This is a genomic window from Curtobacterium sp. MCLR17_043 (genome assembly GCF_003224215.1).
In the GTDB taxonomy this organism is placed as follows: domain Bacteria; phylum Actinomycetota; class Actinomycetes; order Actinomycetales; family Microbacteriaceae; genus Curtobacterium; species Curtobacterium flaccumfaciens.
In genome coordinates, this window is record NZ_QKLH01000009.1 from 1 (window position 1) to 18148 (window position 18148).

At 71.6% G+C, this 18148-nt stretch carries 15 protein-coding genes and 1 tRNA gene; 2 read left to right on the forward strand and 14 right to left on the reverse strand.

The window, feature by feature from the left end:
* Nucleotides 1-383: 383 nt before the first annotated feature.
* From DEJ03_RS10045 to DEJ03_RS10065, 5 genes are all read right to left on the reverse strand, one after another.
* A complete protein-coding gene (locus tag DEJ03_RS10045) occupies nucleotides 384-1355 on the reverse strand; it encodes a YafY family protein (RefSeq protein WP_071403786.1) in 972 nt (323 codons plus the stop codon).
* Entirely contained in the window at nucleotides 1348-2400 is a 1053-nt protein-coding gene (locus DEJ03_RS10050; protein WP_110864510.1) for a YafY family protein, read from the reverse strand. The genes DEJ03_RS10045 and DEJ03_RS10050 overlap by 8 nt, the downstream gene beginning before the upstream one ends.
* Before the next feature lie 71 nt (nucleotides 2401-2471).
* Complete coding sequence (locus DEJ03_RS10055; protein ID WP_110864511.1) at nucleotides 2472-3392, reverse strand: FKBP-type peptidyl-prolyl cis-trans isomerase; 921 nt, start codon at nucleotides 3390-3392, stop codon at nucleotides 2472-2474.
* Between the two features lie 42 nt (nucleotides 3393-3434).
* Nucleotides 3435-4613, reverse strand: coding sequence for a tRNA (adenine-N1)-methyltransferase (locus DEJ03_RS10060; protein ID WP_110864512.1), 1179 nt, complete (start codon nucleotides 4611-4613; stop codon nucleotides 3435-3437).
* The gene (locus tag DEJ03_RS10065; protein ID WP_258370724.1) at nucleotides 4610-5419 is read right to left on the reverse strand and encodes an HAD family phosphatase; all 810 of its coding nucleotides are present in this window, start codon (nucleotides 5417-5419) and stop codon (nucleotides 4610-4612) included. The genes DEJ03_RS10060 and DEJ03_RS10065 overlap by 4 nt, the downstream gene beginning before the upstream one ends.
* Before the next feature lie 152 nt (nucleotides 5420-5571).
* Here DEJ03_RS10065 and DEJ03_RS10070 point away from each other — a divergent pair, with 152 nt between their 5' ends.
* Complete coding sequence (locus tag DEJ03_RS10070) at nucleotides 5572-6495, forward strand: proteasome assembly chaperone family protein (RefSeq protein WP_027465645.1); 924 nt, start codon at nucleotides 5572-5574, stop codon at nucleotides 6493-6495.
* Between the two features lie 505 nt (nucleotides 6496-7000).
* Here the strand turns inward: DEJ03_RS10070 and mshC are convergent.
* The 3 genes from mshC to DEJ03_RS10085 all read right to left on the reverse strand — a co-directional run bounded on the left by mshC (nucleotide 7001) and on the right by DEJ03_RS10085 (nucleotide 10463).
* On the reverse strand, nucleotides 7001-8245 hold the full coding sequence (mshC, locus tag DEJ03_RS10075; protein ID WP_110864514.1) for a cysteine--1-D-myo-inosityl 2-amino-2-deoxy-alpha-D-glucopyranoside ligase: 1245 nt from the start codon (nucleotides 8243-8245) through the stop codon (nucleotides 7001-7003).
* Nucleotides 8242-9072 carry an undecaprenyl-diphosphate phosphatase gene (locus DEJ03_RS10080; RefSeq protein WP_110864515.1) on the reverse strand — a complete coding sequence of 277 codons (831 nt, stop codon included), beginning with the start codon at nucleotides 9070-9072 and terminating at the stop codon, nucleotides 8242-8244. The genes mshC and DEJ03_RS10080 overlap by 4 nt, the downstream gene beginning before the upstream one ends.
* A 62-nt stretch (nucleotides 9073-9134) precedes the next feature.
* Nucleotides 9135-10463, reverse strand: coding sequence for a M20/M25/M40 family metallo-hydrolase (locus DEJ03_RS10085; RefSeq protein ID WP_110864516.1), 1329 nt, complete (start codon nucleotides 10461-10463; stop codon nucleotides 9135-9137).
* Between the two features lie 161 nt (nucleotides 10464-10624).
* Here DEJ03_RS10085 and DEJ03_RS10090 point away from each other — a divergent pair.
* Nucleotides 10625-10710: transfer RNA gene (locus DEJ03_RS10090), tRNA-Leu, on the forward strand.
* Between the two features lie 401 nt (nucleotides 10711-11111).
* Here the strand turns inward: DEJ03_RS10090 and DEJ03_RS10095 are convergent.
* The 6 genes from DEJ03_RS10095 to DEJ03_RS10120 form a co-directional block, all read right to left on the reverse strand.
* The gene (locus DEJ03_RS10095) at nucleotides 11112-11696 is read right to left on the reverse strand and encodes a hypothetical protein (protein WP_110864517.1); all 585 of its coding nucleotides are present in this window, start codon (nucleotides 11694-11696) and stop codon (nucleotides 11112-11114) included.
* 11 nt (nucleotides 11697-11707) lie between these two features.
* Nucleotides 11708-12847: a zinc-dependent alcohol dehydrogenase gene (locus DEJ03_RS10100; protein ID WP_110864518.1), complete on the reverse strand. Its 1140-nt coding sequence runs from the start codon at nucleotides 12845-12847 to the stop codon at nucleotides 11708-11710.
* Nucleotides 12848-12989: 142 nt separating this feature from the next.
* On the reverse strand, nucleotides 12990-14333 hold the full coding sequence (locus tag DEJ03_RS10105) for an HD domain-containing protein (protein ID WP_146237701.1): 1344 nt from the start codon (nucleotides 14331-14333) through the stop codon (nucleotides 12990-12992).
* A 393-nt stretch (nucleotides 14334-14726) separates the two neighbouring features.
* The gene (locus DEJ03_RS10110) at nucleotides 14727-16055 is read right to left on the reverse strand and encodes an NAD(P)/FAD-dependent oxidoreductase (protein WP_027465651.1); all 1329 of its coding nucleotides are present in this window, start codon (nucleotides 16053-16055) and stop codon (nucleotides 14727-14729) included.
* A 32-nt stretch (nucleotides 16056-16087) separates the two neighbouring features.
* Nucleotides 16088-16297, reverse strand: a complete 210-nt coding sequence (locus tag DEJ03_RS10115) for a hypothetical protein (protein ID WP_017887301.1) — start codon at nucleotides 16295-16297, stop codon at nucleotides 16088-16090.
* A 7-nt stretch (nucleotides 16298-16304) separates the two neighbouring features.
* Nucleotides 16305-18095 (reverse strand): DEAD/DEAH box helicase, encoded by a 1791-nt coding sequence (locus DEJ03_RS10120; RefSeq protein ID WP_071403990.1) that lies wholly within the window; start codon nucleotides 18093-18095, stop codon nucleotides 16305-16307.
* Nucleotides 18096-18148: the final 53 nt, after the last annotated feature.

Consider the following 18148-nt stretch of genomic DNA (forward strand, 5'->3'; position numbering starts at 1 on the left):
ACCAGGTACGCCCGGAACGACCAGGTACCCGAGGTCCGCCGTACGAGGTCGGGCGTACCGAGCGACACCGGGCATACCTGGCGAGACCGGGCGTACCTGGCGAGATCGGGCGTACCTGGTCGGAGCAACACACCAGGAACGCCCGGAACCACCAGGTACCCGAGCTTCACCGTGCGACATCGGGCGTACCTGGCGAGTTCGGGCATACCTGGCGGGAACGGGCATACCGGGTCGGAAGATCACACCAGGTACGCCCGGAACAACCAGGTACCCGAGGTTCACCGTGCGAGATCAGGCATACCTGGCGAGATCAGGCATACCTGGCGGGATCGGGCGTACCCGGTCGGAACGTGCAGCGCTCGAACGGGCCGCAGCGGCAGACCTCAGCCCGCGGCGAGGGCCGCGGCCGCGAAGTCGCGCACGGCGTCACGGGCCGCTGGCGGGTCGAGCACCACGGCACGACCGGGCAACCCGGCGACGAGCCGGACCACGCCGTCGAACCCGTGCGACGCCGCGAGCCGGATGCGCACACGACCGTCACCGTCGGGCGCGTCGGCGGTGTCGGACAGGAAGTCGGCGACCAGGGGCAGCGACGTCGAGTCGAGTTCCACCGTGACGATGACGTCGTCGGCGGCCTGCTGGAACAGCGTGTCCGGGATGACGACCTGATCGATGGTCTTCTCGGCCGCGCGGTCGTCGACCCGGGCCTCGGACATGCGATCGAGCCGGAACGTCCGGAGCGCCTGCCGATCGAGGTCCCACGCGCGCAGGTACCAGTCGGTGTCGATGGACTCGACCCGGAGCGGGTCGACCCGTCGGGTGCCGCCTTGGGTGCGCGGTCCGGCGTACTCGAAGACCAGGCCGCGGCCGTCGGACATCGCCCGGCGGATGGTGGCGAGGGCGACGTCGTGCAGGTCCTGCCCGACGGCGACGGTCGACGCCGCTCCCCCGGCTCCGCGGGAGAGCTTGGCCATGAGCGCGCGGATGGCGTCACGGTCGGCGGCCTCGGGCAGCGCGGACAGGTACTGCAGGCCGGCGATGAGCGCCGACGCCTCACGAGCCGACAGCCGCGGTGAGTCGTCGATCGCCACCAGGTTGGTCAGCACGATCATGTCGTTCTGGTCGAAGTCGTCCCACGCGATGTCGAACAGGTCGCCGTGCTGGTACTGCATCGTCTCGCCGGGCACCCCGGACACCGCGATGAGTTCGACGGCGCGCCGGATGCGGGCCTCCGGTACACCGAAGTGCCGAGCGGCCTCGGCCACCGAGACCCGCTCGCGGTCGATCAGGTACGGCACCAGGGCGAGCAGGAACGCGAGCTTGTCCTGCGCCTGCAGGGGTTGGGCGTCAGCCACGAACGGGGTCCTCTCCGGGGGCTGCGGCACGGTCGTCGTCGGTGTGGTCGCGCACGAGTGCACGGAGGCGCTCCTCGACCCGTGCCCGCAGGTCGTCGGGTTCGAGCACCCGGACCTCGGGTCCGAACGCGGCGAGTTCCTCGGCGAGGATCTGCGGGTCCACGTGGTGCAGCACGAGCGCGCCGTCGGCGTCGGTCTCGGTGTCGCGGCGACGGGTCAGTCGGCGCTCGGCGTCGGAACCCGACGTCACGGCGATGCGCGCGGTGCGCTCGGCCCAGATCCGCTCGAGCTCGGCGAGGGTGCGCTCCCCCGCGCCGACGGGAGCGGTGTGCTGCCCGACCTCGTACTGGGTGACGGGTCCGACGATGCGGGCCAGCAGGTAGTTCTTGTCCGAGTCCGTCGCGAACTCGTGGGCGGCGAGCATCCACCGGCCGCCGTGCTGCACCAGGGCGAGTGGAGCCACTTCGCGCCGACGGGCGTCGTGCTGCCCCGGCGTGATGTAGTCGAAGCGCACGGCTGCACCGCGGTCGAGCGCGGAACGGAGCGGCTCGAAGGAGGCATCCCGGGCGCGGAGCCGCGGGGCGTACGCGTCGACCCCGAGCTGCAGGGCGCCGTCGTCGTCCTCGGCACCGGCCGAGCGGACCTTCAGCAGGCCGCGGCGGGAGTCGGCGGACAGCGCGCCTTCGCGCCAGGCCATGGCGGCCAGGGAGAGCAACGCGGATTCGTCCGGGGTGAAGCGGACGTCGACGGGCAGGTCGTACTCGCCCTTCGGGATCCGGTACCGGAGCGTCTGGTTGTTGCCCGCGGCACCCGGGGTCTCGATGGTCTCGAGGGGGATGCCGAGCTCGCGGACGTCGTCCTTGTCGCGTTCGAACTGGCGCTCGAGCGAGGCGTTGTCGCCACCGGTCGAGAACCGCTGCCGGTACCCCTGCACGTTGGCCAGGATCTCGGCCTTGGTCAGCCCGGACTCCGTCGAGAGCAGCGCGAGCACGAGGCTGAACAGCCGCTCCTCGGCGGGCACACGGGGCACACGGGTCGCTGGCACGAGCCGATCCTACGGCAGCGCGGGTGCACCGGAGTGCACCCGCGCCGCGGTCCGTGGACGGTCGGACCGGGTCAGTTCGAGATCGCCCCGAGGACGTCGATCACGTACGCGTACGCGGTCCCCTGCTGGTTGACGATGGCCAGGACCTGGTCGCCGACGTGGTGCCCGACGATCGCCGTCCGGACGCCCTCGTCGACCTGGCCCTTGGTGAGCGGGATGGCCTGCGCGCCGGAACCGTCGGTCCAGCTGGAGCCGGCGACGGACGGGTCGGCACCCCAGGTGACAGCGGTGTACTTGATGACCGCGGTGTCCTTCGCGGTGAGCTCGCGACCGTCGCCCTTGCGGAGCAGGTGCGTCTCGTTCGACTTCGGGGCGCTCCACGACGGGATCGTGATGCCGGGGGCGCCGGACGGCGCGAGCACCACGGCCGGCATCTTGTCGCCGGCGAGCTGCGGGGTGCCGGTGGCGCGGGCGTCGAACGCGCGCTTGACGTCGATGACGGCGATGACGGCGTCCTCGGTCTTCTTCGACGAGGAGCTGCCAGCGGTGCCGCCGGCGCTGCTCAGGGCGCTCTTCGGCAGGGCCACCGCCAGGCGGTCGCCGACCCGGGCGCACTGCAGCGAGGCGCCGAGGGCCCCGTAGTTGCTCGCCCCGGCGGTGATCGGTGCCGTCTGGCCCGAGTAGCCGCTCGTCTGGGCGACCTGGCCCGTGGAGCCGTCGACCAGGGTGTACTCGACCAGGACGGGGGTGCCGTCGTCGATCGTGCGACCGGAACCCTGCTGCAGCACGGACACCTGGGTGCCCTTGGTGGTCAGGCCCTTCGGCACGTTGACCTTCGGCTCCGAGCCGAACTTGCCGGTGGCGGTCACCGCTTCGGACGCGGCGCCGGGAGCGGCACAGCTCGAGGGCGTGGTGCCGGCACCGTTCGAGGCGCAGGCGGTGAGGGACACCGCGAGACCGATGGTGACCAGGAGTGCGGGGATGGTGCGCACGGACCCTCTTTCCGTTCGATGCAGGACGGGCACGCCGTCAGCCTACCGTTCGTCCTCGACGGCCCCGGACGGAGCCGCAGCGACATCCGACGAAGCCACAGCGCCCTCGGACGGAGCCACAGCACCATCCGCCGCCGACGACGCCTCGGCCGCCGCGACCTTGCGCGCCTGCGCCGCCGACTGCCGGGCGACCTTGCGGAGCTTCTTGTCGCTCGTCGCCCGCTCGCCCACGGCGCCGGGGGTCCAGGCCTCGATGTCCTCGTCCGAGAACTCCGCCTTGCCCGCGCGGCGCTTCAGGTTCGGCAGCACGGTGCCGTCGGCCAGGCGTCGTGCCGTGATGAGGAACCCGGTGTGCCCGACCATGCGGTGGTCCGGGCGGACGGCGAGGCCCTCGACGTGCCAGGTGCGCACCAGGGTCTCGCTCGGCATCGGGTCGGTGAAGCGTCCGGTGTCACGCAGGGCCTCGGCCGTGCGGGACAGCTGCGTGACGGTCGCGACGTAGCAGACGATGAGTCCGCCGGGCACGAGGGCGTCGGCTGCGGCGTCCACGCACTCCCACGGCGCGAGCATGTCGAGCACGACCCGGTCGACGCTCTGCGGCTCGGTTGCGTCGGGGAGCGACTCGACCAGGTCACCGACGGTGACGGACCAGTTGTCCGGGACGGCGCCGAGGAACGTGCCGACGTTGCCCTTCGCGATCGCCGCGAACTCCTCGCGGCGCTCGAACGACTGCAGCTGCCCGGTCGGGCCGATCGCGCGGAGCAGGAACAGCGACAGCGCCCCCGAGCCGACGCCGGCCTCGACCACGCGGGCCCCGGGGAAGACGTCCGCGAAGGCCACGATCTGCGCCGCGTCCTTCGGGTAGACGATCGCGGCACCACGCGGCATCGACATGACGTAGTCGTTGAGCAGCGGACGGAGCGCGAGGTACTCGTCACCGGTGCTCGCCCGGATGACGGAGCCGTCGGGCTGGCCGATGACGTCGTCGTGCCGGAGCACCCCGCGGTGCGTGTGGTACTCACCCGCGGTCTCGAGCGACAGCGTCGTGAGCTTGCCCTTCGGACCGGTCAGCTGCACGCGGTCGCCGGCCCGGAACGGGCCGCGCGGCGGCGTGTGCGGAGCGCCGCCCGCGGTGTGCGGGAGGGCTGCGGTCGGGTCCGTGGTCGGACTGGAGGCGCTGCTCGCGTCCGCGTCGTCGCGTGCGTCGTCGGTGTGGCTCATCGGGTGACCCCTTCGGTGTCCGCAGCGTGCGCCGGGTCCGGCACCGCGCCTCTCCCCACCGGCACGGCCGGCCCGCCGCTGGCGCGTCGGTCCGGAACCGGCGGCGTGGGCCCAACCCGTGCGGCCAGTGCCGGCGTCGTCAACTCGACCAGCCGGTCGACGTCGACGCCCGCCAGGGTGGGCAGGTGCACGTCGCCGCCGGCGATCTCGGACAGCGGGACGATGTGCTCGACGGCGACCGTGACGGCGCCGGAGGCGACGGCCGACGCGACGCCGGTGGCGGAGTCCTCGATCGCGACGCACGCGGTGGGCTCGACGCCGAGCTGCGCGGCGGCGGACAGGTACGCGTCCGGGAACGGCTTCGGGCGGTCGACGTCGTCGCCGGCCACGACGACGCGGAAGCCGCGCTCGCCCAGGGCCTCGGCGGCGACGAGCGCCATCTTGCGACGGGACATCGTGACCAGGGCGGTCGGGATGCCGCGGGCGTGGAGCTCCTCGACGAGCTCGCGGGCACCCGGACGCCAGGGCAGTTCACCGGCGCGCAGGTGCTCCATCACGTAGTCGGTCATCCACTGGATGATCTCCTCGACCTCCATGTCGACGCCCTTGGCGCGCAGGAGCTCACCGGAGCGCTCGAGGCCGGACCCGACCAGGGACAGGCCGTCCTCGTGGGTCCACTCGGCGCCGTAGCGGTTCGTCAGTTCGACCTGGGACCGCTGCCAGATCGGCTCGGTGTCGATGATCGTGCCGTCCATGTCCCACAGCACGGCTGCGGGCGGGACGAGGGCAGGAGGATGCGCGGTCACGGGCGACGAGTCTACCGGGGCCGTTCCGCTGGGCGCGGACGCGCGCGTGCGTCGACACCCCCTGGGCCTACAGTGGATGCCTGAATCGTGTCCGGCCGGGGGCATCGCTCCCGCCCCGCTCCGCTCCGCTCCACCACCAGGAGGTCCGCTCCGTGCCACAGCACTCCCCCTTCAGCGACGGTCGCTTGCTCGTCGTCGCCTTCGAGGGCTGGAACGACGCCGGCGAGGCCGCGAGCGGTCTGGCGCGTCGCATCGTCGAGTCGCTCGGCCTCGACGAGTTGCGTGAGCTCGACGGCGAGCGGTACGTCGACTACCAGTTCAACCGGCCCACCGTCGGCACCGACGACAACGGCGACCGCGGCGTGCAGTGGCCCCGGATCGTGCTGCACGGCCCCGGTGCCGAGGGGCGTCCGGTCATCGGCGCCACCGGCTCCCCCACCGACCGTGACGTCTTCGTGCTCGTCGGCCCGGAACCCTCGCGCACCTGGCGGGGCTTCTGCTCGGAGATCATCGACCTGGCGGACGTCTACTCGATCGACGCCGTCGTCTTCGTCGGTGCGATGCTCGCCGACGTCCCGCACACCCGGCCGATCTCGGTGTTCGTGTCGAGCGAGAACGCCGGTGTCCGCGCCGCCTTCGACGTCGACAAGTCCTCGTACGAGGGCCCGACCGGCATCCTCGGGGTCCTCGCCGACGCGATGGACAAGGCCGGGCTGACCACGCTGTCCCTGTGGGCCTCGGTGCCGCACTACGTGCACAACTCGCCCTCGCCGAAGGCGACGCTGTCGCTGCTCGACAAGATCGAGGAGCTCACGGACGTCACGGTGCCGCGCGGGTCGCTGCTCGACGACGCCACCGAGTGGGAAGAGGGCATCGACGCCCTCGCCGCCGACGACGAGGACATGGCGTCCTACATCGGGCAGCTCGAGCAGGCGCGCGACACGGTCGACTCCCCCGAGGCCTCGGGGGACGCCATCGCGCAGGAGTTCGAGCAGTACCTCCGTCGCCGTGAGCGCAAGGACGGCAAGGACGGCGGCACCGCCGGTGGCGAGGGGCCGTGGCGGCCCCAGCAGTAGCCGTCACCCGCTGACGGACAGGAGGCACGGTGCCGGCTGGCACCGTGCCTCCTGTCCGTGGTGGGCGTCCGGCGAGTGGTCACGAACTGTCGGCTGCGGCCCGCCCGGGCGACAGTTCCTGACCCCTCGGCAGCACGCACCCGACGTGTCGCGACCACTCCGCGGACTGGAGGCCCGTGGCAGGGCCGCCACGGGCCTCCCGTCCGGCGGACGCGAGCGGTCACGACGCCCCGCTCACGTCCGGCGAGTGGTCACGAACTGTCGGCTGCCGACCGCCCCGGCGACGGTTTCCGACCCCTCGGCGGCGCGCACGCGACGTGTCGCGACCACACGGCGGACGGGAGGCACGGGTCGGCCCCGCCACGGGCCTCCCGTCCGGCGGCCGCGAGCGGTCAGGACACGCCGCTCACCTCCGGCGAGTGGTCGCGAACCGTCGGCTGCGGCCCGCCCGGGCGACGGTTTCCGACCCCTCGGCGGCACGCACGCGACCGTGTCGCGGCCCGCGTCAGGCCAGGCGGATGCCGAGCAGCGCGTCGATCAGGTCGAGGAGCTCCGGCGTGCACGCCGTGCCACCGGCGATCGCCGTGTCGACCGCAGCGACGGCACCGGGGGTGTCCAGGTCGTCGGAGACCCGCGCGCGGATGCGTGCCGCGACGTCCGCCGCGTCGTCGGCGTGCCCGGCGGAGGCTCCCGAGGCCCAGGCGTCCCAGCCGGCGAGCCGCGTCTGGGCGCTCGTCAGCTCGGTGTCGAACCACTCCCAGTCGTCGGAGTACTTGTGCGACAGCAGCGCGAGCCGGATGGCACGGGGGTCGGCGCCGTCGTCGAGCAGCCCGCGCACGGTGACGAGGTTGCCGAGCGACTTCGAGATCTTCGTGCCCTGGTAGGCGATCATCCCGGTGTGCACGAACGCGTTCGCGAGGGGCTGGTGCGCGAGGGCAGCAGCGTGCCCGGCGCTCATCTCGTGGTGCGGGAAGACGAGGTCGCTCCCGCCGCCCTGCACGCTGATCGGCAGCCCGAGGCGGTCACCGGCGATGACGCTGCACTCGATGTGCCAGCCGGGGCGACCGGGGCCGATCTCGGTGTCCCAGGCCGGCTCGCCGTCACGCGCCGCGCGCCACAGCAGCGGGTCGAGCGGGTCACGCTTGCCCGGACGATCCGGGTCGCCGCCGCGTTCGGCCGCGAGGGCGAGCATCGTCTCGCGGTCCAGGCCGCTCTCGTCACCGAGGGTCCACGCGTCGGAGGGGCGGTTCACGTCGAAGTACAGGTCGTCGCCCTCGGCGCCGTCGGTCGGGACCTCGTACGCGTAGCCGGACTCCTGCAGGAACGAGACCGCCTCGGCGACGCGCTCGACCTCGTCGGTGACGGCCACGAAGTCGTCCGGCGGCAGGATCCGGAGCGACTCCATGTCGCGACGGAACAGGTCGACCTGGGACGCAGCGAGTTCACGCCAGTCGACGCCGTCGCGGGCGGCACGCTCGAGCAGCGGGTCGTCGACGTCGGTGACGTTCTGCGCGTACTCGACGTCGAGCCCCGCGTCACGCCAGGCGCGGCCGAGGGTGTCGAACGCCAGGTACGTCGCCGCGTGGCCGAGGTGCGTGGCGTCGTACGGCGTGATGCCGCAGACGTACAGCGCGGCACGGTCCTCGTCGCGGGCGGGGTCCACCGGCTTGCCCGTTGCGGTGTCGTGGACGACCGGTCGGGGCGCGGCGCCGGGGACGTCGGGGACGGATGGGGCCTGCCAGGCCCTCACGGCTGGATCACTCCGAGCGACAACAACACGATGAGCACGATACCGAGTGCGATCCGGTAAACGACGAAGGGCATGAAGCTGCGCTTGCTGATGTAGTTCATGAACGCCGCGATCACGACGAACCCGACCACGAAGGCGACGACGGTCGCGATGAGCGTGTCGGCGAGTCCGAACGGCGAGCCGTGGTCGCCGAGGCTCGTCGCGGCCTCGTAGAACCCGGACAGGAACACCGCCGGGATCGCCAGCAGGAACGCGAAGCGCGCGGCCGCGGGTCGGGTGTACCCGAGTGCGAGACCCATCGACACGGTCGCACCGGAACGGGACACTCCGGGCACCAGGGCGAGCATCTGCGCCAGGCCGATGAGCAGACCACCGCGGAACGTCATCTGCTCGATGCGCCGCTCCTTGCGGCCGACACGGTCGAGCACCCCGAGCACGACGCCGAACACGATGAGGACGATCGCGACGATCCAGAGCGACCGGAACGTGGTCTCGATCGAGTCCTTGAGCACGAGCCCGGCGACCCCGATCGGGATCGTGCCGAGGATCACCAGCCAGCCGAGGCGGACGTCGGGGTCGCCCTTCGGTACGTCACGCTTGACCACCGACCGGAACCACCGCCCGATGATCCGGGTGATGTCCTTCCAGAAGTAGATGAGCACCGCGGTCTCGGTGCCGAGCTGCGTCACGGCGGTGAAGGCCGCACCGGGGTCCTTCGCGTCGGGCAGGAAGAGCCCCACGATCCGCAGGTGCGCGCTGGAGGACACCGGCAGGAACTCGGTGAGCCCCTGGACGAAGCCGAGGAAGATCGCCTCGAGGATGTGCATCGCACGGGCCTTTCAGGGGGAGGTCGGTCAGGGCACCGCCACGACGGCGACCATGAACAATATCAGTACGTGGCGAGCAGGTCGCCCAGCACCCGCCGACCGAACGCCAGCGAGTCGAGCGGCACCCGCTCGTCCACGCCGTGGAACATCGCGGGGAAGTCGACACCGGCCGGCAGCTGCAGCGGCACGAACCCGTACCCCGCGATGCCGAGCGTCGAGAGCGCCTTGTTGTCGGTGCCGCCGGACAGCAGGTACGGCAGGACCGGTGCGCCCGGGTCGTGCCGGCCGAGGACGTCGCGGACGGCATCGACCAGCGGGCCGCCGAAGTCCTGCTCGAGGCCGATGTCGCGGAACGACATGACCACCTCGACGTCGGGTCCGGCGAGCTCCCGCACCCGCTCGAGCACGGACTCCTCGTCACCCGGCAGGCAGCGGATGTCCACCAGGGCCTCGGCGGTGTCCGGGATCACGTTGTGCTTGTAGCCGGCGGTCAGCACCGTCGGGTTCGACGTGGTGTGCAGCGCGGCGTGGATGAACCGCGACGCCGAGCCGGTGGCCAGGGCGACCTCGTCCGGGCCCGTGACCGTCGGGTCGACCCCGAGGAACCGCGCCACCTCGGCCACCATCGCGTCCGTCGTGGCCGAGAGCCGGACGGGCCACTCCTCGCTGCCGATCCGGGCGACCGCCGCCGCGAGCTTCGTGACGGCGTTGTCGCGGATCACGTGCGAGCCATGGGCAGCGGTGCCGCGCGCGATCAGCTTCACCCACATGAGCGCCTTCTCGCCGGTCTGCAGCAGGTAGGCGCGACGGTCACCGAGCGTGATCGAGTACCCGCCGACCTCGCTGATCGCCGCCGACGCCCCCGCGAAGACCTCCGGGTGCTGGTCGACCACGTGGTGGGAACCCAGGACTCCCCCGGCCTCTTCGTCGGCGAAGTACGCGATCACCAGGTCACGCTCCGGCGCACCGTGCTGTTCGATGACGTCCGCCAGCGACGTGAGCATCATCGCGTCCATGTTCTTCATGTCGACGGCGCCCCGACCCCACAGCGAACCGTCCTTGACCACACCGCCGAACGGGTCGACCGACCAGTTCGCCGGATCCGCCGGCACCACGTCGAGGTGCCCGTGCACCACGAGCGCCGGCTTGTCACGGTTCCGACCGGGCACCCGCGCCACGACGCTCACCCGGTCCGGCTCGGACTCGAACAACTGCGGCTCGAGACCCAGCGCGCGGAGCTTGTCCTCGACGTAGTGAGCCGCCTCCGTCTCCCCACGGGACTTCCCCTCGCCCCAGTTCGTCGTGTCGATGCGGATGAGGTCGCGGGCGATCGCCGCGGTGGCCTCGAGCTCGGGCACGGACTGCGGCTCGGAGGGCTCCGGGTTCGTCATGGCTCCACGGTATCGGTCGGCACCGACCCCGTCGCCGGGACAGCGCACGCAGGACTCGCCCGGGATGCGCGACCGTGTTCATCGCGCGTTCAGACCCGTGCTAGTGTCTTCTCTCGGCAGGAACGCCGGGTTCAACCCGGGAAACAGACACCAGACACCCTGTCCGGGTGGCGGAATTGGTAGACGCGCTAGCTTGAGGTGCTAGTGCCCGTATTAGGGCGTAGGGGTTCAAGTCCCCTCTCGGACACAGGAAATGCGTGCCCCCTGACCTTTCGGTCGGGGGGCATTTTCTGTTGTGTCTTCCCGGCGAGTGCCGCCATCGCTCCGCTCAGGGCGTCACCGCCTCTGGTGCCACTTCGCTGCGCTCAGGGCAATGCGCGCAGGCGTGTGCGCGCGGCGCCACTCCGTGCGAGGTTGCACACTCCGTGCGCCGGAACAAGGTCGCACCGAGTGGGCAACGCCGCACAGGCGGTGGACCCGGCACCGTGCGCACTGGAGGCGCGGGTCGGGGCCGCCACGTGCCTCCAGGCCGCACGGTGCACAATCCGACACCCCGTGCGCGGTTGCGCGCACCGTGCGGCGCTGCAGGCGCGCACCCAGCACGCAACGCCGCACCAGGTCCCGAAGGCGGCCCGGCGGCACGCGCGCTCAGCGCGAGCGGCGCACCCGCCGCACCACCAGCACGACGACGCCGAGGGCCGCCAGCCAGCCCCAGTTCGCGACCACCGGGTCGAGCACCTGGTGCCGCCAGTCCGACCGACTCGACGCCAGGCGCGACGCAACGGGGTGGTTCCCCCGCTCCGCCGCGACACCGGTCTCGCTGATCACCCGGTCCGGCCGACCCCGGAGCGCATCGGTCACCCGGTGCGTCGCGACGTCCAGGCGGTCCCCCACGACGAGCACCATCCAGTGCGCCAGGCGGCCCTCGCTGAACCGCCGGTAGGCGTACCGCCGGACGATCCCGGCGACGCCGTGCAGGGGCTGCGCGGTGCCGAACACCGGCGTCACGTGGGCGTGCTCGATCGAGCGCTCCCGGCCGTGCGCACCGTCCTGCTGCGGCGGGAGGTCCCAGTGGGCTCCGGTGGCCGAGCCGGCCTCGCGCGAGAGCTTCGGGACGGACGGCCGGTCCGCCGGGTCGAGGTCGCTCCCCCACCCCGGGATGCGGGCACGGAGTTCCTCGGCCGACGGCACCCGTCGGGGTGGATCGGCGATGTACGGGGTGTGGTCGGACATGTCGGGCCTCCTCACGGCACGACGACGGTCTTGATGCAACCGTCGAGCTTGGACGAGAACAGGTGGTAGCCCTCGGCGATGTGCTCGAGGGGGATGCGGTGCGTGATGATGTCGCTCGGCTTGAAGTGCCCGGCCTGGATGTGCTCGAGCAACCGGGGCCACTGGCGCTTCACGTGCGCCTGGTTCGTGTGGATCGTGACGCCCTTGTTCATCGCGTCCCCGAACTTCACCGCGCTCGGGATCGGCCCGTACGCGCCGATCGCCGAGACCGTGCCACCCTTGCGGACGCCGTCGATCGCCCAGTTGAGCGCCGTCGGGGACCCGCCCTGCAGCTTCAGCTTCGAGGCGGTGACCTGCTGGGTGAAGTTGCCGTCCGCCTCGGCTCCGACGGCGTCGATCACGCTGTCCGCACCCAGGAAGTCGGTCTGCTTCTTCATCTCGAGCACGACGTCGTCGACCTCGGCGAAGTTGATCGTCTCGGCGTGCGCGAAGCTCCGGGCCTTCTCGAGCCGGTACTCGAGCTGGTCGACGACGATGACCCGGCCGGCTCCCATGAACCACGCCGACGCCGCGGAGAACAGTCCGACCGGCCCGGCACCGAGCACCACGACGGTGTCGCCCTCGCGGATCGACGCCAGCTGCGCCCCGAAGTACCCGGTGCTCAGTGCGTCGGTCATCATCAGGGCGTCGTCGTCGTCGAGCCAGTCCGGGATCACCTGCGGTCCGACGTCGGCGAACGGCACCCGCACGCGCTCCGCCTGCCCGCCGTCGTACCCGCCGGTGGTGTGCGAGTACCCGTAGATCCCGCCGACCGCGGTCGCGTTCGGGTTCACGTTGTGGCAGTTCGCGAAGAGTCCGCGGGCACAGAACCAGCACGACCCGCAGAAGATGTTGAACGGGACCATCACGCGGTCCCCGACCGACAGGGTCTCGACGGACGAGCCGACCTGCTCGACCACCCCGATGAACTCGTGGCCGAACGTGTGCCCGACGCGGGTGTCGGGCATCATGCCGTGGTACAGGTGCAGGTCCGAGCCGCAGATCGCCGCCCGCTCGACGCGGACCACGGCGTCGTTCGGGTGTTCGATCCGCGGGTCCGGCTTCTCCTCGACGCGGACCCGGTAGGGGCCGCGGTACGTCATGGCGCGCATGGACGCTCCTCTCGTTCGTCGCGTCAACGCTGGCGCGCGCCACGTTGGAACGGACACAGGACCGCAGATGGCGGACAAGCGGTGGGCGTCCGCACCGACGGACGGGAGGCGCGGTGCCAGCTGACACCGCGCCTCCCGTCCGTCACCGGCGTGCGTCGACCGCTCGGCGCAGCCACGCGCGGGCTCCGGCGACGTCATCGAAGACGCCGTCGTCCTGCGCCGCCGCGGACGCCACGAGGAGTTCGCGGAACACCGGCCCCGGGGTGAGTCCCGCGTCGACGAGGTCGCGGCCGGACAGCAGCCGCACGGGTCGACGCGCGACCTGGTCCCGGAGCGCGACGTCGAACCACGACCACGCCGAGGACCGACTCGCCCCCGGACCACGCCCCTGCGAGTCGGCTTCGCACACCCGGGCCCACGACTCCATCGCGGGCAGGAAAGATCCGAGCCGTCGGAACAGCCGCCGAGCAGCGGGAACGGACGGTGGCGCGCCGTTGGACGAGTGCGGGACCATGTGCTCGCGAACGAGCGGGACGACCCGCTCGACGATGTGGCGTGGCGCGCCGAGGCGACCGAGCAGCGCTGCTGCTGCCGCAGCGCCGGACACCTCGTGGCCCAGGCTGCGGATGCGGACCGCACCTGCGTCGTCGGCGAGGACCTGTGTGCCGGAGCCGGCCTTCCCCAGGTCGTGCAGCACGGCGGCGAGCACGATGACGACCCGGTCGTCACCCCGGATCCCGTCCGCGGTACAGGCGCGGGCGGCAGCGTCCCCCGCCGCTCCGAGGTGGACGTGCACGGGACCCTCCGGGTGCCACCGGGGGTCCTGCGGCACGTCTCGGACCGCGGCGAGCTCGGGCAGGTGTCGCTCCCAGCCGCTGTCGTGCAGCGTTCGGAGGGCAGCCGACACGTGGTCGCCGAGTGCCAGCTTGCGGATCTCGGGCCAGACCCGTCCGGTCGCGATCGACTCGAACCGTGCCGCGAGCGACCGTGCCAGACCCAGCGTCGCGGGGTGCACGGCGAAGTCGAACCGGGCGACGAGCTGTACGGCACGCAAGACCCGGAGCGGGTCCTCGCTGCAGCGTTCGAAAGCGTGCCGCAGCACGCCGATGACGGCATCGTCGATCCCACCGACCGCGTCGAGGAACACGTTCGTGCGGGGGTCCCAGGCGACGGCGTTCACCGTGAAGTCCCGACCGAGGGCGGACACCGTGACCGGATCGAGCGCACCGGATTCCGCCGTCACTGCGACGTTGACGCGGGATCCGTCGAGCACCACCTTGAGGACCGGGAACCCCGCACCGGCCTCGACGACGATCGCGCCGGCCGCACGCAACGCTCCGACGACGACATCGGTCCTGGTGCCGTGCACCTCGACGTCGACGTCACCGGTGGTGGTCGGTCGGCGCCCGGCTTCCCGGAGCAGCACGTCGCGGACTGCTCCGCCGACCAGCAAGGGCTGCCCGATCCCGCCCAGGACCTCGAGCACCGTTCGGGCTCCGGCGTCGAGGCCGAAGGCGCGGAGCGGGTCGGCCGGACCGGGGCACCGGTGGACGGTGCTGTCGTGACGCTCGGCGCCGCATCGGAGGCACGATCGGACGGAGGAGGTGGTGGTGGTGGGGCGCACGTGTCGGTCGACTTCCGGGACCTCGTCGCCGTGGGCGCCGAGGGAGTCAGTATGCCGGAGATTGGCAGGTGGGTGCGAAACGCACGTGACGGACGGACGGGAGGCGCGGTGCCAGCTGGCACCGCGCCTCCCGTCCGATCCGTGGGTGCGTCTAGCTCTTCGACGCCTCGACGAAGTTGCGGCCTGATGCCGCGTTCCGTCTCCTAGCTCTTCGACGCCTCGACGAAATTGCGGCCTGATGCCGCGTTCCGTCTCCTAGCTCTTCGACGCCTCGACGAAGTTGCGTCGCGGGTCCGTCTCCTTGATCAGCGAGGTCGCGTCGCGACCCGAAACGGCACCGGTGATCCAGCCGATGATGATGCGGGCCTTCCGGTTCAGGGTCGGCATCGCGTACACGTGGTACGCGCGGTGCGCGAGCCACGCGAGCAGGTTGGTCATCTTGATGCCCTTGATGTTCGCGGCACCCTTGCCGACACCGTACGACGCGACGGTGCCGATGGAGGGGTGGCGGTACTCCTCGAGCGGCTTGCCGGTGATGGTCGCGACGATGTTGTCGGCGGCGACCACGGCCTGACGGACGGCGTTCTGCGCGTTCGGCGGGTAGAACGCCGGCTGCTTGTCGGCGGTCAGGTCGGGCACCTGCGCGACGTCACCCAGGCCCCAGACGCCCTCGACGACCTGGTGGGTGTCCTCGGCCTCGACCTGGAGCTTCGCGTTCGCGGCGAGGTGGCCCTTCGGCCCGCGCGGCAGGTCGGAGGCGTCGAGGAGCGGGTTCGGCTTGACGCCCGCGGTCCAGACGAGCAGGCCGGTGGCGAACTCGTCGCCGTCGGAGAACTTGACGACACCGCCCTCGGCGCTCGGCATGGTGGTCTTCAGGCGGACGTCGATGCCGCGGGCGCGGAGCGACTCGAGCGTCCACTTGGACAGCTCCGGGCCGACCTCGGGCGCGACGCGGTCGAGGGCGTCGATGAGCACCCAGCGGGGCTGCTCACCGGCGAGCGACGGGTAGGTCTTGATGGCGGCCTGCGACACGTCGAAGAGCTCACCGATCGCCTCGACGCCGGTGTAGCCACCGCCGACGAAGACGCTGGTCAGCAGACGGCGACGCTCGTCCTCGTCGCGGGTGGCAGCGGCCTTCGCGATGTTGTCGAGGAGCTTGGCGCGCACGTAGGCGGCCTCTTCGACGCTCTTGAAGCCGACGCCGTACTCCTCGAGCCCGGGGGTCGGGAAGGTGCGGGTGACGGAACCAAGGGCGACGACCAAGTGGTCGTAGCCGAGGGTGCGGTCGTCGCCGCCGGCGGTCGCGATCGAGACGGTCTTGTCCGCCGAGGAGATCGCGGTGACCTTGCCCTGGATCACCCGGGTCTTGCGCAGTGCACGGCGCAGCTCGACGGTGACGTCCTTCGGCGCGATGTGGCCACCGGCGACCTCGGGCAGGAACGGCAGGTACGTGTAGTAGGTGTTCTGGTCCACCAGGGTGATGCGCATGGGCACCGTGGCCGCGTGCTTCTGGAGCTGCTTGACCGTGGTGTAGCCAGCGGAGCCGCCGCCGAGGACGAGGACGTGAGGGATCGAGTCTGCCATTCCTCCGGTCTACCGGACTTTGGCTTGGCGCGTCATGAGTTCCGCGGCCTGTCGCGGAGCCGCCACCACGCGGTCTCGGCCAGTTCGGGCCCCGTGAACACCCCGTGCGGGGTGCGGCGGGACTCGGTGAGCGAGAAGCGGCGCAGTCGGTAGCCCCCGCCGAAGCGGTCGATGATCGCCTCGGGTGACGCCTCGGGGTCGCGCTTGACGTACCAGGTGCGGTCGTCGACCGGCTCGATCACGCCGCGGTCACCGTCGTCCGCCGATGCGGGAGCGCAGGATGTCGATGCGCTTCTGGATCTGCTCGATGCTCGCCTGCGCCACGGCCGGGCCACCGCTGATCCGTCGGAGTTCGGCGTGGATCGATCCGTGCGGTTCGTTCGAGTGGCGGGACCAGATCGACACGAGCCGGGCGAGCTCGGTGCGCTGCTCCTTGATCGTCATGTACATCGGTCGGTCGGGCTCGGGCGGCTTCGGCATGCCGTCCTTGGCCGTGCGGCCCTTGGAACGCTTCGCCTGCGTCGCCTGTCGCGCGCGCAGGAGGTCGCGCACCTGATCGGGTTCGAGGAGCCCGGGGATGCCGATGAAGTCGAGCTCTTCGAGGGAACCGACCTCGCCGCCGGTGCCGAACTCACCGCCGTCGTAGAGGACGCGGTCGAAGGACGCCTGCGAGTCGAGCGCCTCGAACGGCTGGACCTCGAGCAGGCTCTCGGACGCGCGGTCTTCCTTGTTGGCCTCGGCGACCATCGCGTCTTCGGGGTTGTACATGCCGTCGTCGGCGTCCTTCGGGCGGTCGAGGGCGTGGTCGCGCTCGAGCTCGAGGGTGGCGGCGAGGGCCATCAGGCCGGGGACGCTCGGCAGGAAGACGCTCGCGGTCTCACCGCGGCGACGGGCACGCACGAAGCGGCCGATCACCTGGGCGAAGAACAGCGGCGTGCTCGCGCTCGTGGCGTAGACGCCGACGCAGAGCCGTGGGACGTCGACACCTTCGGACACCATGCGGACGGCGACCATCCAGCGCGAGGTGTCGTCGGCGAACGCGCTGATGCGGCTCGACCCGGCGGCTTCGTCGGACAGCACCACGGTGGGACGCTCCCCCGTGATCTGCTGCAGGATCCGGGCGTAGGCGCGCGCTGTGGTGGTGTCGGTGGCGATGACCAGGCCGCCGGCGTCGGGCACACCACGACGGACCTCGGTCAGGCGCTTGTCGGCGGCGGAGAGCACGGCCGGCATCCACTCGCCCTCGGGCGACAGCGCGGTGCGCCAGGCCTGGGCCGTGATGTCCTTCGTGACCTGCTCGCCCAGGGACGCCGACATCTCGTCGCCCATCCGGGTCTTCCAGCGCATCTGTCCGGCGTAGGCCATGAACAGCACCGGGCGGACGACGCCGTCCTTCAGGGCTCGGCCGTAGCCGTAGTTGTAGTCGGAGATCGAGGTGCGGATGCCCTGCTCGTCGGGGGCGTACTGCACGAACGGGATCGGTGCGGTGTCGGACCGGAACGGGGTCCCCGACAGCGAGAGCCGGCGGGTGGCGCCGGAGAACGCTTCTCGGATGCCGTCGCCCCACGTCAGGGCGTCGCCACCGTGGTGCACCTCGTCGAGGACGACCAGGGTGCGGCCGCCCTCGGTGATGCGCTTGTGCACCTCGGGGTTCATGCCGACCTGGGCGTAGGTGATCGCGACGCCCTGGTAGTGCCGGCCGAACATGCCGTCGCCGTTCTTGAACATCGGGTCGATCCGGATGCCCACACGGTCGGCGGAGTCGGCCCACTGGCGCTTCAGGTGCTCGGTCGGGGCCACGACGACGATGCGGTCGACGGTGCCGCGGGCGAGGAGCTCGGTCGCCAGCCGCAGCGCGAAGGTGGTCTTGCCGGCGCCGGGGGTCGCGGCCGTGAGGAAGTCGCGGGGTTCCTTCTCGAAGTACTTCGTGAGCGCTTCGATCTGCCAGGCGCGGAGCTTCGAGGCCGTGCCCCAGGCGGCCCGGTCCGGGAACGCCGGCGACAGGTGCTGGACGGCGGAGTTGCCGGCCGCTTCGGCCAGGGCCGCGGCATCGGCTTCGGCACGGGCTGCGTCACCGTGCGCCTGGGTGCCGT

Excerpts from the sequence above, each read along its gene's own strand:
- DEJ03_RS10060 (WP_110864512.1), bottom strand. The coding sequence starts at position 4,613 with ATGAGCCACACCGACGACGCACGCGACGACGCGGACGCGAGCAGCGCC.
- DEJ03_RS10080 (WP_110864515.1), bottom strand. The coding sequence starts at position 9,072 with ATGCACATCCTCGAGGCGATCTTCCTCGGCTTCGTCCAGGGGCTCACC.
- DEJ03_RS10085 (WP_110864516.1), bottom strand. The coding sequence starts at position 10,463 with ATGACGAACCCGGAGCCCTCCGAGCCGCAGTCCGTGCCCGAGCTCGAG.
- DEJ03_RS10095 (WP_110864517.1), bottom strand. The coding sequence starts at position 11,696 with ATGTCCGACCACACCCCGTACATCGCCGATCCACCCCGACGGGTGCCG.
- DEJ03_RS10100 (WP_110864518.1), bottom strand. The coding sequence starts at position 12,847 with ATGCGCGCCATGACGTACCGCGGCCCCTACCGGGTCCGCGTCGAGGAG.
- DEJ03_RS10110 (WP_027465651.1), bottom strand. The coding sequence starts at position 16,055 with ATGGCAGACTCGATCCCTCACGTCCTCGTCCTCGGCGGCGGCTCCGCT.